Origin of the sequence: Bradyrhizobium arachidis, from assembly GCF_024758505.1 — a bacterium.
Classification (GTDB): Bacteria; Pseudomonadota; Alphaproteobacteria; order Rhizobiales; family Xanthobacteraceae; genus Bradyrhizobium; species Bradyrhizobium manausense_C.
Genome location: NZ_CP077970.1, coordinates 2,607,007 through 2,623,623, shown reverse-complemented (window position 1 = coordinate 2,623,623; position 16,617 = coordinate 2,607,007). Strand labels below are relative to the sequence as shown.

At 64.7% G+C, this 16,617-nt stretch carries 13 protein-coding genes; 6 read left to right on the top strand and 7 right to left on the bottom strand.

Features of this window, described 5'->3' with window-relative positions:
- Positions 1–252 precede the first annotated feature (252 nt).
- Positions 253–1,074 carry an aspartate dehydrogenase gene (locus tag KUF59_RS11585; protein ID WP_212457307.1) on the bottom strand — a complete coding sequence of 274 codons (822 nt, stop codon included), beginning with the start codon at positions 1,072–1,074 and terminating at the stop codon, positions 253–255.
- 327 nt (positions 1,075–1,401) lie between these two features.
- On the opposite strand from KUF59_RS11585, the gene KUF59_RS11580 reads away from it, so the two are divergent.
- The 3 genes from KUF59_RS11580 to KUF59_RS11570 are packed head-to-tail and all read left to right on the top strand — an operon-like array spanning position 1,402 to position 7,879.
- Positions 1,402–4,257, top strand: a complete 2,856-nt coding sequence (locus KUF59_RS11580) for a calcium-binding protein (protein ID WP_212457308.1) — start codon at positions 1,402–1,404, stop codon at positions 4,255–4,257.
- Positions 4,258–4,287: 30 nt separating this feature from the next.
- Complete coding sequence (locus tag KUF59_RS11575; protein ID WP_212457309.1) at positions 4,288–6,438, top strand: type I secretion system permease/ATPase; 2,151 nt, start codon at positions 4,288–4,290, stop codon at positions 6,436–6,438.
- Complete coding sequence (locus KUF59_RS11570) at positions 6,425–7,879, top strand: HlyD family type I secretion periplasmic adaptor subunit (RefSeq protein ID WP_212457310.1); 1,455 nt, start codon at positions 6,425–6,427, stop codon at positions 7,877–7,879. The genes KUF59_RS11575 and KUF59_RS11570 overlap by 14 nt, the downstream gene beginning before the upstream one ends.
- A 25-nt stretch (positions 7,880–7,904) precedes the next feature.
- Here KUF59_RS11570 and KUF59_RS11565 read toward each other — a convergent pair whose 3' ends face one another.
- The gene (locus tag KUF59_RS11565; protein WP_212457311.1) at positions 7,905–8,516 is read right to left on the bottom strand and encodes a glutathione S-transferase family protein; all 612 of its coding nucleotides are present in this window, start codon (positions 8,514–8,516) and stop codon (positions 7,905–7,907) included.
- Between the two features lie 100 nt (positions 8,517–8,616).
- On the opposite strand from KUF59_RS11565, the gene KUF59_RS11560 reads away from it, so the two are divergent.
- Positions 8,617–9,222: a pyridoxamine 5'-phosphate oxidase family protein gene (locus KUF59_RS11560; protein ID WP_212457312.1), complete on the top strand. Its 606-nt coding sequence runs from the start codon at positions 8,617–8,619 to the stop codon at positions 9,220–9,222.
- On the opposite strand, the gene KUF59_RS11555 is transcribed toward KUF59_RS11560, so the two are convergent.
- The 5 genes from KUF59_RS11555 to KUF59_RS11535 are packed head-to-tail and all read right to left on the bottom strand — an operon-like array spanning position 9,212 to position 13,949.
- Positions 9,212–10,300: a branched-chain amino acid ABC transporter permease gene (locus KUF59_RS11555; RefSeq protein WP_258769456.1), complete on the bottom strand. Its 1,089-nt coding sequence runs from the start codon at positions 10,298–10,300 to the stop codon at positions 9,212–9,214. The two genes, KUF59_RS11560 and KUF59_RS11555, sit on opposite strands and share 11 nt — an antisense overlap.
- A 5-nt stretch (positions 10,301–10,305) precedes the next feature.
- Positions 10,306–11,175 (bottom strand): branched-chain amino acid ABC transporter permease, encoded by an 870-nt coding sequence (locus tag KUF59_RS11550; protein ID WP_258769455.1) that lies wholly within the window; start codon positions 11,173–11,175, stop codon positions 10,306–10,308.
- A 1-nt stretch (position 11,176) separates the two neighbouring features.
- Complete coding sequence (locus KUF59_RS11545) at positions 11,177–11,878, bottom strand: ABC transporter ATP-binding protein (protein ID WP_212457315.1); 702 nt, start codon at positions 11,876–11,878, stop codon at positions 11,177–11,179.
- Between the two features lie 3 nt (positions 11,879–11,881).
- A complete protein-coding gene (locus tag KUF59_RS11540) occupies positions 11,882–12,598 on the bottom strand; it encodes an ABC transporter ATP-binding protein (protein ID WP_212457316.1) in 717 nt (238 codons plus the stop codon).
- A gap of 22 nt (positions 12,599–12,620) precedes the next feature.
- Complete coding sequence (locus KUF59_RS11535; protein ID WP_212457317.1) at positions 12,621–13,949, bottom strand: ABC transporter substrate-binding protein; 1,329 nt, start codon at positions 13,947–13,949, stop codon at positions 12,621–12,623.
- 138 nt (positions 13,950–14,087) lie between these two features.
- Between KUF59_RS11535 and KUF59_RS11530 the strand changes: the two genes are divergently transcribed.
- Positions 14,088–14,918, top strand: coding sequence for an IclR family transcriptional regulator domain-containing protein (locus KUF59_RS11530; protein ID WP_212457318.1), 831 nt, complete (start codon positions 14,088–14,090; stop codon positions 14,916–14,918).
- Between the two features lie 106 nt (positions 14,919–15,024).
- Positions 15,025–16,611 carry a 4-hydroxyphenylacetate 3-hydroxylase N-terminal domain-containing protein gene (locus KUF59_RS11525; RefSeq protein WP_249140175.1) on the top strand — a complete coding sequence of 529 codons (1,587 nt, stop codon included), beginning with the start codon at positions 15,025–15,027 and terminating at the stop codon, positions 16,609–16,611.
- Positions 16,612–16,617: the final 6 nt, after the last annotated feature.

Here is a 16,617-nt window from a genome sequence, read left to right as displayed (position 1 = left end):
CGGCCAATGCTTGAGGATCGTACTCGCTACTCATGAAGCCCATTGTAGCCGGCCAAGTGCGACCATGCCGTGGCAAAATCGCCCGTATGAATGCGGCCCGTATGATTGCGGGGTGCACTGCGCAAGTGCGCGGCCCGGCTATGGCGTTCGTCTAAAGCGCGATGGCTTCAGGTCGAATCATGATCGCGCTTTAGCTCTTTGTTTGAGCATGATCTTTTCGGAAAACCGCTGCGCACTTTTCCGGATCATGCTTTAGGTCCCCACGCTGAGCGTGGCGCGCTGCTTGCGCAGCAGCGCGATGACGGACAGTGCGGTGATCAGGCCCGTCTTCGGATTCTCCGAGGGGATGTTCTCGATCGACATCGAGAAGCGCGCGGAATCCGATTCGACCTCGATGCGGTGCACGTTGCGCGTCACGGTCGGGTCGGCCCAGATCTGCACGGACGTTCGGTCCGGGCCGACGCCGGCGAGCGACAACGCAACCGCAACGTTCAGATTGGCGGGAAAACCCTTGGCAGCTTCCCGCGCGGTCCCCTCGAACAGTTTCAGCGGCTCGCGGAGCCCGTCGATGTCGATGTTGTTCTGCACGATGAAGGGGGCGCCCTTCAAGCCATCGATCGGCTTGCGCGTGACCATCCTGACCGAATGGATGGTGCCGACGGCAGCGGCCGCCACCGCATCCAACCCGATCAGCGCGCCCGTGGGCACGACGATGCGGCCGCCACTGGCCCGCGCGATGTCGATCAGATCGCCGTTGTCGAGCAGCGCGCCGACGCTGACGACGACAGCGATCTTGCCGCGCTTCACTGCCGGCTCGACGATGGCACGGAGCTGGCTGCTCGGCGCGCACTCGACCACGATGTCCGCGGCTTCGCCGAGCTGGTCGATGGGCAGGACGGAGGGCTGGTGGCGCAGGCCGCTCAGGAAGGCTTGATGCTTGCCGGCGTCGCGAACCGCGACCGCGGACAGCTCCAGCCCCTCGATGCCGCGATCAAGCTCGCGCGCGATCTTCGAGCCGATCGAGCCAAGGCCCGCGATCGCAACGCGCAAGTTCTTCCGCTGACCGTCAGCCATGGCACAACCCCTCTTCGCCCGGAATATTCCATAGCTCAGCTATCGCGGTCGCGCAAAGCATCGCGCGGGATCGAACCGGCCCACATCGCAGCGCGACTGCAACGACGGCGGCGAGCGCTCCGCCCTCGCGACCTCGCGCATCACGCCGACGCGAACCGGTCCCGACCGCGAATGACGCGGTCGTGATGCTGCACGGCATCGTCAGAAAATCTGGACAGCTTCCTTCCGAAAAATCACGCCTCTCTCAAGCTTAGCGTGAGGACGCCGCCATTGGCCGCCGCCTAGCATCAAGGCACGGGGCTCGATTTGTTTGAAGGATGAAATGCAATGGCGACCACGGCAGTATTTTCCAAGAACACCGGCTTGCTGACGGAGTTCGGCGACAGCATCGGTAACTCCATCGTGACCAGCCGCGACGCAGCCGGCAATATTCTCGTCAATGGCGGTGCCGTGTCCATTCTCGGCGACAAGCCGACCGTTGCCAACACCACCGAGATCGACGTGTTCGGTCAGGCCGGTGACGATACCATCGCGCTGAATGAAGCCAATGGCGCGCTGCCGTCGGCACATCTGTTCGGGGGCACGGGCAACGACACGCTGATCGGCGGCTCGAGCGCGGACATGCTGTTTGGCCAGGCCGGCAACGATACAATCAGAGGCCAGGGCGGCAACGATCTCCTGTTCGGGGGCGCCGGCAACGACGTCATGGATGGCGGCACCGGCGACGACCAGCTCTTTGGCGAAGCCGGCAACGACCGGATGATCTGGAATCCCGGCGGCGGCACCGATCTGTTCGAAGGCGGCGACGGCACCGACACGGCCGAGGTCAATGGCGGCAACGGCGCCGAGACTTTCACGATCACCCCGAACGGCACGCGCGTGCGCTTCGATCGCCTCAGCCCGGCGCCGTTCTCTATCGACATCGGCACCACCGAAAATCTCGTGGTCCACGCCAATGGCGGCGACGACGTCATCACCGCAAGCAACGGTCTTGCAAGCCTCATCCAGCTCACACTCGATGGCGGCGACGGCAACGACAGGATCACCGGCGGTGATGGCAACGACCTTCTGATCGGCGGCAATGGCAACGACATCGTTGCCGGCGGACGCGGCAATGACACCGCGCAGCTCGGCAGCGGCGACGACACCTTCATATGGAATCCCGGTGACGGCAGCGACATCGTCGACGGCGGCGACGGCACCGACAGGATGGTGTTCAACGGCGCGAACATCAGCGAGAAGATCGCGATTTCGGCGAACCAGGGTCATGTGAGGTTCACGCGCGACGTCGCCAATATCACGATGGACCTGACGAAGGTCGAGCAGATCCAGTTCAACGCACTCGGCGGCGCAGACAACATCCTGGTCGACGATCTCACCGGCACCGGCGTGACCACTGTCGGGATCGACCTCGGCGCGAGCGGGGGCACGCAGGGCGACGGTTCGAGCGACACCGTGACCGTCAACGGCACTGGTGGTGCCAACCACATCCAGGTGACTGCCACCGGGACCACGGTGACCGTCAGCGGCCTGCCCGAGGTCGTCACGCTGACCAATGTCGAGGCCGGCGATCGCCTGGTGATCCAGGGTCTTGGCGGCAACGACGTGATCGACGCCTCGACGGTTTCGGCCGGCGTGATCGGTCTGACCATCGATGGCGGCACGGGTAACGACACCATCACCGGCAGCCGCGACGCCGACATCCTGATCGGCGGCGACGGCAACGACAACGTCAACGGCGGCATGGGCAACGATTTTGCCGACCTCGGCGCCGGCAATGACACTTTCACCTGGAATCCCGGTGACGGCAGCGACACCGTCGAGGGCGGCGCGGGAACGGACACGCTGGTGTTCAACGGCTCCAATGCCGCCGAGAGCATGGACATCTCGGCCAATGGCAGCCGGGTGCGCCTGTTCCGTGACGTCGGCAATATCGTGATGGACCTCAACGCCGTCGAGCGCCTTCAGGTCAACGCCACCAGCGGCGCGGACCAGATCACGCTCAACGACCTCACCGGCACCGGGGTCCAGCGCGTGACCGTCGATCTCGCGGGTACGATCGGCGGCACCGGCTCCGATGGGGCGGCGGATACCGTTACTATCAACGGCACGCTCGGCGATGATCATCTCAATCTCGTCAGCAGCGGCAATTCGGTGCTGGTGCAGGGCCTGTCCGAACAGGTCACGGTCGCCAATGTCGGCGCCGAAGACTCGATGGTCGTCAACGGGCTCGCCGGCAATGACGTCATCGACGCGTCGCTGATCAAAGCGGGGCAACTCGCCAACCTCACGATCAACGGCGGCGACGGCGACGACAGCATCATCGGCAGCGCCGGCAACGACACCGTGTTCGGCGGTCGCGGCAACGACGTTGCCCGCCTCGGTGCCGGCGATGACACCTTCGTCTGGAATCCGGGCGACGGCAACGACATCGTCGAAGGCCAGGCCGGCCTCGATACGCTCAGGTTCAATGGTGCAAACATCGCGGAGACCATCAACATCTCCGCCAATGGCAGCCGGGCACTCTTCACCCGGGACGTCGCCAACATCACCATGGACCTGAACGGTGTCGAGCGCATCCAGTTCAATGCGCTCGGCGGAGCCGACACCATCAACGTCAATGACCTCACCGGCACCAATGTCAACGAGGTCGATCTCGACCTCGGTGCCGGCGACGGCCAGCCGGATACGGTTGTCCTCAACGCGACCGCTGGCGACGACGTCATCACCGTCACAAACAACAACGGCGTTGTCACCGTGACCGGCCTCAAGGAGGAGGTAAAAATCTCCAACTTCGGCGCCGGCGATCGTCTCGTCATCAACGGGCTCGGCGGCGACGACGTCATCACGGCGTCGGGACTCGGCAACAGCGGTCTTCAGCTCACGGCCAATGGCGGCGATGGCGACGACATCCTGATCGGCAGCACCGGCAATGACGTGTTGAGCGGCGGCAACGGCGACGACGTGCTGATCGGCGGCGGCGGAACCGACGTTCTCGACGGCGGGCCGGGCAGCAACGTCGTGATCAACGGCGGCGGCGCAATCGCCCCGATCGTCGGCGCAGCCCTCCTCAGCCAGGCGATGGCCGGCAGCTTCGTCGCAAACGGTGGCCCCGGCGGAATGCCGATGGTCGAGCCGCATCAGATGGAAGCGCCGGTGCTGGCACCGCCGCAGCACGCCTGATCACGCACGCCGCCGTTCCGGAGGAACCAGATGACGACCGATCGTGAGACAGGGAGCGATGAGTCTGGGCTCAACGCACTCCTAACGTTACTGCACCTCCAGAACGTCCCGGCCGATCGCGAACAGATCAGACATCGGCTGGGATCGGCCACCCTCGGCGCATCGGATATCCTCCGGTGCGCTGGGGATCTCGGGCTGAAGGCGCGCGCCTGCCGCAGCGACTGGTCGCGCCTGATGAAGACGCCCCTGCCCGCCATCGCCCTGCTGCGCGACGGCAGCTTCATGGTGATCGCCAAGGCCGGCGACGAGGCAGGCATCGAGAAGGTGCTGGTTCAGCCACCGCACGGGCCGCGTCCCCGGCTGATGACGCGCCCCGAGCTCACCGCGATCTGGGATGGCGGCCTCATCCTGATGACGCGGCGGGCCGGCCTCTCCGACCTCTCCAGGCGCTTCGGCATCACCTGGTTCCTGAGCGCGATGGGCAAATACCGGCGCCTGCTCGGCGAGGTGCTGGTGGCCTCGTTCTTTCTCCAGCTCTTCTCCCTGGTCTCGCCGCTGTTCTTCCAGGTCGTCATCGACAAGGTGCTGGTGCACCGCTCGGTGACCACGCTCGACGTGCTGGTGATCGGCCTCGTGACCATTTCGCTGTTCGAGACGGTGCTCGGCATCATGCGCACCTATCTGTTCGCGCACACGACCAACCGGATCGACGTCGAGCTCGGCGCGCGGCTGTTCAGGCATTTGCTGGCGCTGCCGATGTCCTACTTCCAGGCGCGGCGTGTCGGCGATTCCGTGGCGCGGGTCCGCGAGCTCGAGAACATCCGCAATTTCCTGACCAGCTCGGCGTTGACGCTCGTGATCGACCTGCTCTTCACCTCGGTCTTCCTCGCGGTGATGTTCGCCTATTCGCCGCTTCTGACCGCGATCGTGCTTGCCTCGTTCCCGTTCTACATCGCGATCTCCGCCATAGCGGCACCGTTGTTCCGCCGGCGGCTCGACGAAAAGTTCCGCCGTGGTGCCGAGAACCAGGCGTTTCTGGTCGAAAGCGTGACTGGCATCGAGACGCTGAAGGCCATGGCGGTCGAGCCGCAGATGCAGCGGCGCTGGGAGGAGCAGCTTGCCGGCTACGTCACATCGAGCTTCCGCGTCCTGAGCCTCGGCAACACCGCGAGCCAGCTCGTGCAGTTCGTGAGCAAGGTCGTCACGGCGTCGATCCTTTATTTCGGTGCGAGGCTGGTGATCGGCGGCAGCATGTCGGTCGGCGAACTCGTGGCCTTCAACATTTTGGCCAGCCGGGTGAGCACGCCGGTGCTGCGGCTGGCGCAGCTCTGGCAGGATTTTCATCAGGCCCGGCTTTCGATTGCCCGGCTCGGCGACATCCTCAACACCACGCCCGAACCGACCTATGCGACCGCGCGCGCGGCACTGCCCGCCCTCCAGGGCCGAATCCACTTCGACCATGTCACGTTTCGCTACCGCGTCGACGGCCAGGAGGTGTTGAACGACGTGTCGTTCGAGGTGCCGGCGGGACAGACGGTCGGCATCGTCGGCCCGTCGGGCTCCGGCAAGAGCACTTTTGCAAAACTGGTGCAGCGGCTTTACGTGCCGCAAGGCGGCCGCGTCCTGATCGACGGCATGGACGTCGTGATGGCCGACCCCGCCTGGCTGCGGCGGCAGATCGGCGTCGTGCTCCAGGAAAACGTGCTGTTCAACGCCACCGTTCGCGACAACATCGCCCTGAGCGATCCCGCCATGCCGATGGAACGCGTCATTGCCGCTGCAAGGCTTGCCGGCGCGCACGACTTCATCCTGGAGCTGCCCGAGGGCTACGACACCGCAGTCGGCGAGCGCGGCTCGACACTATCAGGCGGCCAGCGGCAGCGGCTGGCGATCGCCCGCGCCCTCGTGAGCGATCCAAAGATCCTGATCTTCGACGAAGCCACCAGCGCACTCGATTACGAGAGCGAGCGCATCATCCAGCAGAACATGAAGGAGATCGCGCGGGGACGCACCGTTCTGATCATCGCCCATCGTCTCTCCACCGTGCGTGGTGCCGACCGCATCTTCACGCTCGAGCGTGGCCGTCTCGTCGAGGACGGCTCCCATGAGGTGCTGATCAGGAACGGCGGTCCCTATTCCGCGCTCTATCGTCTCCAGGGAGGGCTCCATGAGGTCGGCTAATCCTGCGGCAGCCGCGGCGATCAAACCAAACGTCGTCGCGTTTCGCCAGACGAGCGGCAGACCAACCCAAGAGCTGGCCTTCCTGCCCGCTGCTATCGAGGTCATGGACACCCCGCCCTCGCCGATCGGCCACGGCATCGCGGCAACGGTCATCGCATTGTTCTGCGCGGCCCTCGCGTGGGCGGCGTGGGGCACCATCGATATCGTCGCCTCTGCGCCGGGGAAGATCGTATCGAACGGACGCAGCAAGGTGGTTCAGCCGTTCGAGACCGGCGTGGTACGGGCCATCCGCGTTCAGGACGGACAGACGGTTAGGGCCGGCGACGTGCTGATCGAGCTCGACCCCACGGCCAACGCCGCCGATCGGGATCATTTGCGCGACGATCTGCGCGCCGAGCAGCTCAACATCGCCCGTCTGCGCGCAGCACTCGCAAGCAGCGAACGAGGGAGCGTCGATCTCGTCGCACCCGCCGATGCCGATCCCGCGCTGGTGGCAACCCAACGCCAGCTTCTGCTCAGCCAGATCAACGAGCATCGCGCCAAGGTCGCCGCGCTGACACGGCAGCAGGGCCAGAAGGAAGCCGAGCACCAAACCACGCTTGCCGCGATTCACAAGCTCGAGCAGCTCATCCCTGTGATCCAGCAGCGCGTCGATATCCGCAAAACGCTGATGGAGAAGGAGATCGGCTCCAAGCTGACCTACTACGAGGTGCTGCAACTGCTGGTCGACCAGCAGGAGGAGCTGAGCATCCAGAAAAGCCATCTGCGCGAGACGGACGCCGCGGTCGCGGCGATCCAGGAGACGCGGGCCCAGGCGGTCGCCGAATTCAGGCGCTCGCTTTCGGACGATCTTGCCAAGAGCGAGCAGAAGGCTAATGGCCTCGCCATGGACCTGATCAAGGCCCAGCAGAGGACCAGCCTGCAACGGCTGACCGCTCCAGTGGACGGCGTCGTGCAGCAACTCACGATCCATACGGTCGGCGGCGTCGTCACCCCGGCGCAGTCGCTACTGGTGATCGTTCCGAGCGACAGCCAGCTCGAGATCGAGGCGATGATTCCGAACCGCGATATCGGCTTCGTCGAAGCCGGACAGAGCGCCGAGGTCAAGATCGACACTTTCAACTTCACCCGCTACGGGCTGCTGCGCGGCACCGTGCTCAGCGTCTCCCAGGATGCCATCATCCGCGAACGGCCGATGGATCGGCCGAGCGACCGTGCGCTGGGCACCGAGCGTGACAGCAGCGAGCCGAACGGCCAGGAACTGAGCTACAGCGCGCGCATCTCGCTCGATCGTACGCAGATGCAGGTCGACGGCCGGGCGGTCAATCTGTCGCCCGGCATGGCCGTGACGGCCGAGATCAAGACCGGTACGCGCACGATCCTGAGCTATTTGCTGTCGCCGCTGCGCCGCTACAGCCAGGAGGTTTTGCACGAACGGTGAGCTTAGGCCGCGAACGCTTGGCGGACTACGCCCTCGCGAGCTCGCGCACGCGCTTGTAGGCAGGCCGCGCCATGCAGCGATCCAGCCATTCCCGCACGCGCGGATACACCGACAGATCAAGCTTCGCCATCTTGCCCCACGCGAGAATGCCGGCGACGTTGAGGTCGGCGACCGTGAAGTCCGGCCCTGCGAGATACCCCTGCCGCGCCAGTGCATCGTCCAAGATATGAAGCGGCTTGCCGAGCAGGAGCTCGGCGCGCTCCGCATGCGATGCATCGCGCGTGAATTCCGGCAGCAAGGCGCGATGCAGGAGCAGATCGAAAAGCAGGGCTTCTGTCTCGAGCATCGCCCAAAAGCTCCATTGAGCGGCGAGGCCGTACACTTCGGGACCGGCGCGCATTGGCCCATCGTACTTCTGCGCCAGATAGAGGTTGATCGCCATCGACTCCCAGAGCACGAGGTCGCCGTCGACCAACGTCGGAATGCGGGCATTGGGGTTGAGCTTGCGGTATTCGGCGGTCTGCAGGTCGTCGGCGCGCACGCTCTTTTCGATGAGCTGATAGGGCTGCCCGACCTCCTCGAGCATCCACATGCAGCGCATGGCGCGCGACCTTGGGTTTCCGTAGAGCGTGAGCATCTGGGCCTCCCGGTGTTGGACGAGGTGCGGACAAAGAGAACCATATCCGAGCCGGCGCGAAAGGCGTAGTCTCGCAGGCGCGCGCCCCCGGGAGGAAGCCATGCCAGAGACCGTGATGTTTCACGATGGAAATCGGCAGTTGCAGGACCGCTTCGACAGCCGCCGCATCTCGGACCGGCTGGAGGAAAAGCTCACCCGCAAGGAGTTTTCGGCGGACGACAAGCTCTTCATCGAGAGCCTGCCCTATTTCTTCCTGGCGACGGCGGACGCGGACGGACGGCCGGACTGCTCGTTCAAGGGCGGCCCGCCCGGCTTCGTGCGCGTGACCGGCGCGTCCGAGATTGCATTCCCGGACTATGACGGCAACGGGATGTTCAAGAGCCTCGGCAACGTCACGGTCAATCCGAGCATCGGCCTGCTCTTCATCGCCATGCACGGCAAGCCGCGGCGGCTGCGCGTCAACGGCGAGGCTCGCGTCAGTGACAACGATCCGCTGCTTGCCGAGACCGTCGGCGCGCAGCTCATCGTGCGCGTCACCGCACGCGCGATCTTCCCGAATTGCCCGCGCTACATTCCGGCGATGCAGATGACCGAACCGTCGGTCTACACGCCGCAGGCCGGGTGCGCCGCGCTGGAGCCGAAGTGGAAGGAGTTTACCGACTTCAAGGACGTCATCCACCCGCGCCAGCCGACCTTCAAGGGTTGAGCTGGACGCGCTTGTCAGCCTCAGTGACGAGCCGGCGCCGGGTCGGAAACAGCGTCAGGCCGTAACGCTCGGCAACCAGGCCCCAGAGGCCTCTTGGCGCGAACAGCATGACGACGATGCCAAGCGTGCCGAGCAGAATGAGATAGGACGCGCCGAAATCGGCGAGGTAGCGCTGCATCAGGTAGAAGATGATGGCGCCGATCACCGGGCCTTCCATCGTGCCGATGCCGCCGATGACGACGATGAAGATGACATACGCGGTCCAGTCCAGCACCGAAAAGGCGGCGTCGGGCGAGATGCGCGCCTTCTGGAGATAGATGAGCGCACCGATCATGCCGGTGATGGCGGCGGTCGCGACATAAACGGCGAGCTTGATGCGGTAGATGTCGACGCCAAGACCTGAGGCTGCAGCCTCCTGGTCGCGGATCGCGCCGAGCGCAAGGCCACGGCGCGAGCGCAGGATGAAATAGACGGCGGCAAGCGTGCAGGCCACCAGCGCCAGCGCCACCCAATAGGAGACGATGTCACGGGCCGCCGGCGTGCGCACGTCGAGCAATGCCTTCACCCAGTCGATGCCGGGGACAGACGAGGTGATCGACGGCGTCAGGGATGTCCCGGTGCCCCCGCCGAGCGGCTTAATTTGCGCGAAGACCAGGCGATAGACCTCGGCCACGACCCAGGTGCCGATCGCAAAATAGGCGCCGCGCAGGCGGAACACGATCAGGGCCGTCGGCAGCGCGAACAGTGCGGAGATGATGCCCGCAAGAGGGATCGCAAGCAGGGGATTGAGGCCGCCGATCAGCGTGAGCGCGAACAGGAGATAGCCGCCGAGGCCGACGAAGGCCTGCTGTCCCACCGAGATCAACCCGGCATAGCCGGCAAGGAGATTCCAGCACTGTGCCAGCGCCAGCATGTAGAACAGGAAGATCAGATCCTGGATCAGGGTGCGGCCGGCGAACATCGGAAGCAGCGCCAGCGCCAGCAGGACAACGATGGCGGCAACGATAGTCACTCGCACAGCGCGCCCGGCGGTCTCGATGCGGAAGGTCTGCGGTGGCCTGGCTGCGGCGTCATCCATCGCGGTCAATCCTGTGCCCGCGGAAACAGGCCGCGCGGCCGCACCACGAGTACCGCCAGGAAGGCAAGATGGCCCGCCAAAATCTGCCACTCCGGATCGATGCGCGCACCGATGGTTTGCGCAAGCCCGAGCACGATGCCGCCGGCAAGCGTGCCCCAAAAACTGCCGAGGCCGCCGATGATCACGGCCTCGAAGGCATAGAGCAGCCGCGCCGGACCGATGGTCGGATCGAAATTCGCCCGCAGCCCGAGATAGAGCGCTGCGATGGCGATCACGACGGAGGCAAGCCCCATCGCGACGGCGAAGATTCGGCGGTGATCCACGCCCATGAGCTGGGCAACTTCGAGATCGTCGGACGTGGCGCGGAAGGCGCGGCCGATCGGGGTGTGGTAAAAAATAAAGTTGAGCAGCACGATCACGGCGATGGCGGACAAAAGTGTCAACAGCGGCACGACCCCGACCGCAATGCCACCGCCAAGCGGAATCGAGGCGGTCTCGATGGCGCCGGAGCGGAGACGCTGGCTGTCGGCCGAGAAGAGCTGCAACAGGCCGTTCTGGATGATGATGGAGAGGCCGAAGGTGACGAGCAGCGGCGGCAGCAGATCGCGCCCCAGCGTGCGGTTCAACAGCACGTGCTGAAGTGCGAAGCCGATGACGAACAGGATCGGGATCGCCACCAGCACCGCGACGAAGGGATCGAGGCCGAGTTTTGTTGCGACGACCAGGATCGCGAAGGCGGCGAGCACGATGAGGTCGCCATGGGCGAGGTTGACCAGCCGCATCACGCCGAACATCAGCGACAACCCGGCCGCGAACAGAGCGTAGAGGCCGCCGAGCAACACGCCCTGGATCAATGCATCGAGCCAGCCGGTCATCTCACACCCCGAAATACGCGCGGTGGATCTGGTCGCGCGTGAGATCGCGCGGACGCCCGGTGAGCGACAGGCGGCCCTCCTGGAAGCAGTAGACCCGATCGGCGACCTTCATCGCCTGCACGATGTCCTGCTCGACCAGCACGACGCTGGTCCCCTCTGCCTTGATCTGCGGCAGCGCCGCATAGATGTCGGCGATGACGATCGGCGCGAGGCCGAGACTGATCTCGTCACAGAGGAGAATGCGGGGATTGGACATCAGCGCGCGGCCGATCGCGGCCATCTGCTGCTGGCCGCCGGACAGGGTCGGCGTCGCGGAGGACCGCCGCTCCCGCAGGATCGGGAACAACGCATAGACGCGATCCAGCGTCCACGCGCTGCTCGCCTTGCGGCCATAGCCGCCGATTAGCAGATTCTCTTCGACCGTGAGCGAGGGAAACAGCCGCCGCCCCTCCGGCACGAGCGCGATGCCGAGCTTGACGATCTCGGCCGCCGGTCGCGCGCCGACCGGGATGCCGTCGAGCAGCACGCTGTCGGCCGAGCCGTGAATGAGCCCTGCGATGGATTTGAGGAAGGTCGACTTCCCCGCTCCGTTGGCGCCGATGATGGCGATCGTCTCGCCTCGGTCGAGCGTCGTATCGATGCCATAGAGCGCCTGGAAGTCGCCGTAGAAGGCCTTGAGGTTGCGGGTCTCCAGCAGCGGCATGGGTCAGGCCTCGATGCCGATATAGATCTGATGCACGTCCGGCCGCCGCATCACCTCCTTCGGAACGCCCTCCGCGATCTTGCGGCCGAAATTGAGCACGACGAGACGGTCGATCACGGCGAGCAACGCGTGCACGATATGCTCGATCCAGAGGATCGCGACGCCGGTCTTGCTGATATCCCTGATCGTGGCGACGAGTTCGAGGCACTCCCCTTCGGTCAGACCACCGGCGATCTCGTCGAGCAGCAGGAGTTTTGGCGCGGTCGCGAGCGCGCGCGCCATTTCAAGACGCTTGCGCTCGAGTAGCGTCAACGAGCCTGCGAGTACGTTGGCGCGCTTGAGCAGGCCAAGCCGCTCCAGAATCTCGCCACAGGATTGGGTGACCTCGCGCTCGGATTTTTGCCGGCCGTAGACCGCGCCGACGAGCAGGTTCTCGAACACGGTGAGCTTTTCAAAGGGCTGCGGGATCTGATGCGTGCGGCCGATGCCGGCGCGGCAGCGGCGGGGCGGCGGTATGCCCGCGAGATCGCGGCCGTCAAAACGAATGTGGCCGGCGGTCGGCGTCAGGCCGCCGGCGATCAGGTTGAACAGCGTGGTCTTGCCGGCGCCGTTCGGCCCGATGATGCCGACCGCCTCGCCGGGCGCAACCACGAGATCGAGATCGTCGGCGACGACGATCGAGCCAAAGCTTTTCTTCAGGCCGGCGACTTCCAGCAGCATGAGGGATCAACGCGCCGCGCGATCAGGCGATGGCCTCCATCTGGCCACCGACGGGAATCGCCGGCGCCGTCTTGTTGTCGGTGATGACGATATCGTATTTGCCGTCCTTGAACCGCCACTGGCCGCCGACCAGCGGCGTCTTCGCGACGTTCTTGGCGGCGAAGGGCGGCAGGTTCGCAGCCCCCCACTGCACCTTGCCAACGACGGTGTCGAGATTGGTGGCGGCGATCGTCGCGGCGATCGCCTTGCCGTCGCGATCCGGCGTGCGCTTGAGCACGTCGACGGCCACCTCGAACAGCGCGTGGGCAAAGCCAATCGGCTGCGTCCATTGCTTCTTGGTCGCGGCCTCATAGGCGCCGGCGAGATCTTTTGCGCTCATGCCGTTCAAGGACGATTTGAAGGGATGGCTCGGCGACCACCAGACTTCTGACGACAGATTGTGACCATCCTTGCCCAGCGCCTCGACCGCGACGGGGAACAGGATCGCCTTGCCGATGGAGGCGACCTTCGGCTTGAAACCCTGCTGCAGCGACTGCTTCCAGAAGGTGGTGAAGTCCGGCGGCAGCACAACGCCGGTGATGATCTCGCAACTGGCGCCCTTGAACGCGCCGATCTGCGCGGAAAAATTGTCGGTGAGGTTCTGGTAGCGGCCGGGATCGGTGAGCTTGTAGCCGCCCTTCTCCAGCACCGGCGGAAAGCCCACGGCCTTGTCGCCCCAGGCATTGCCGTCGCCGTCGTTCGGAAACAAGCCGCCGACGGATTTGTTGGTCGCGACCTGGCTCCACATGTTGGTGAAGACCGCGATGACGTCCTCGAGTCCCCAGAAGAAGTGATAGGTGTAGTTGAAGCCTTTCCACGCCGGCGGGCCGCCGCCGGGATTGGCCTGGCGGCCGATGAACCAGGGCTGCCACGGCGCAACGGTGGAGATGCACGGCACCTCCTCGATCTCGCACTGGGTCGAGACCGGGTTGGTCGTCTCCGGCGTCGATGCCACCAGCATCAGGTCGATCTTGTCCTGAACGATCAGGTCCTTTGCGACCTCGGCGGCGCGGTTCGGATTGGACTGGCTGTCCTTGACGATGACCTCGACCGGCACGGTGGCGTTACCCATCTTGAGGCCGGCCTTCGCCACTTCCTTGAAATTCGTGATGATGAAGTTGTCGGCTTCGGCGAAAGCTGCGAGCGGCCCGGTGAGCGGCGAGACATAGCCGAGCTTGATCGCGCGCGTCTGCGCGATCGCGGGCGCCTTCAGTCCCACCGCGAGCGCGGCGCCGGTTGCGGCCGAATATTTCAGGAGCGTGCGGCGGTCGATGGAATGACGATGAGTCGAGCTGATCTTGTGGCAGGTCATCTGCGCGTCCTCCCCTCTGGATGCGCCGGATTCTCATCGTGGATCGATTGACACACGGGCCGGCGTTCGATATTCGAACATACGTTCGTATGTCGACCAGTGTCCGCCAGACCCCAGATGGAGTCAACAGGCCCGCGCATGACGCAGTCTCCGCAGCACCACAAGGGCGATCCCGGGCATCGCAGAGGCGAGCCTGGGCATCGCAAGGGCGAGCCCGACGACAAGGAGTTCATGACCACCCTTGCCAAGGGGCTCGCGGTGCTCGGCGCGTTCGGGCGGCAGCGGCCGACCATGACCTTGTCGGAAGCCGCTGAGGTCACGGACCTCTCGCGCGCCACCGCGCGGCGCGTGCTGCGCACGCTGACCCAGCTCGGCTATGTCGAGCAGGACGGCCGCTCGTTCTCGCTGGCACCGCAGATCCTCGACCTCGGCTTTGCCTATCTCTCGACGCAGAGCTGGATCGATCGCGCGACGCCGTTGATGCGCGAGCTCAGCGAACGGCTCGGCGAATCCTGTTCGGCGGCGATCCTGCAAGGCAACGACATCGTCTACGTCGCACGCGTCCCGGCCCGCAGGATCATGTCTGCGGCGCTGTCGGTCGGTAGCCGCCTGCCGGCACTGCACACGGCGCTGGGGCGGATCATGTTCGGCTATCTCGACGAGGCCGAGATCTGGCGGCGGCTGAAGTCGCAGCGCATCGAGGCCTACACGCCGCAGACCATCACCGACCTGCAGGCGCTGTTCGATCGCATCCGCGCCGACCGCGCCCAGCGCTTCTCCATTGTCGACGAGGAGCTCGAGCGCGGCCTGCGCGCGCTCGCCGTCCCCGTGCTCGACCGCAGCGGCCAGGCGGTCGGCGCGATCAATCTGTCGACGCATTCGACGCGAACGACGCGCAACGAAATGCGCGAGCACTTTCTCCCCGAGCTCAACCGCATCGCCGAGCAGGTCTCCTCGATGACGGTGTGATCGGCGCCCCTCCCCTTGCCAATCGGCGGGACCAGCCGTATCGTTTTGCCAAGTTCGGAATACGGACACTAGTTCGATAATCGAACATGGATGGGGAGATGATGCGATGGCTGGCAAGGCAGCGGCAATGGCGATCCCGCCGGAGCACACGGGCAACGTCAAAGTGACGAAGCCGCAAACCGGCGCCGAATATCTGGAGTCGCTGCGCGACGATCGCGCCGTCTACATCTATGGCGAGCGGGTCAAGGACGTCACCACGCACCCGGCCTTCCGCAACACCGCGCGCATGACCGCGCGCCTCTACGACGCGCTGCACGACGACAAGCGCAAGGACAAGCTGTTGGTGCCGACCGACACCGGCAATGGCGGCGTGACGCATGCCTTCTTCAAGGCACCCAAGACCATGGACGACCTCCTCGCCGGTCGCAGCGCGATCGCCGAATGGGCCAGGATCACCTATGGCTGGATGGGCCGCGCGCCCGACTACAAGGCCGCGTTCCTGGCAACGCTGGGCGCCAATGCCGATTTCTACGATCCGTACCAGGACAACGCAAAACGCTGGTACAAATTCAGCCAGGAGCGCGTGCCCTTCATCAACCACGCCATCATTCATCCGCCTGTTGATCGCGATCGTCCGCCGAACGAAGTCGCCGACGTCTGCTGTCATATCGAGAAGGAGACCGATGCCGGCCTGATCGTGTCAGGCGCAAAGGTTGTCGCGACCGGATCGGTGCTGACCAACTACACTTTTGTCGCGCATCACGGCCTGATCCCGCTGCAGGACAAGAAATTCGCGGTCGTGTTCATGGTGCCGACCAATGCGCCCGGCGTGAAGTTCATCTGCCGCACCTCCTACGAGATGAGTGCGAGCGTGATGGGCAGTCCGTTCGACTACCCGATCTCGAGCCGGCTCGACGAAAACGATGCCGTGTTCATTCTCGACAAGGTGCTGGTGCCCTGGGAGAACGTCTTCGTCTATGGCGACATCGAGAAGGCCAACAATTTCTTCCCGCGCACCGGCTTTCTGCCGCGCTTCGTCGTGCATGGCTGCACGCGGCTTGCGGTCAAGCTCGACTTCATCAGCGGGCTTCTGCTGAAGGCGACGGAAGCCGCCGGCACCAAGGACTATCGCGGCGTGCAGGCCAATGTCGGCGAGGTCATCGCCTGGCGAAACCTGTTCTGGAGCTTGTCGGATGCGATGGTCAGGGATCCAAAGCCCTGGATCGGCGACTATGTGCTGCCGAACATGGATCCCGGCAATGCCTATCAGATCATCGCGACCATGGCCTACACCAAGGTGAAATACCTGATCGAGCAAACCGTGGCGTCAGGCCTGATCTATCTCAACAGCCATTCCAGCGACTTCAAGAACGGCGAGATCCGCCCCTACCTCGATCGTTATCTGCGCGGCTCCAACGGCTACAAGGCCGAAGAGCGGGTGAAGCTGCTCAAGTTGTTGTGGGACTGTCTCGGCAGCGAGTTCGGCGGCCGTCACGAGCTCTACGAGATCAACTATGGCGGCTCGACGGAAGAGATCCGCCGCTACTGCCTGTTCGGCGCACAGGCTTCCGGCAATGCCGACCGCTTCAAGGGCTTTGCCGAGGACTGCATGGCCGAATACGACCTCGACGGCTGGAAGGTGCCTGATCTCACCGACCCCGGCGAGCTCAGCTATCACATGATGAAGAAGTAACTTTTG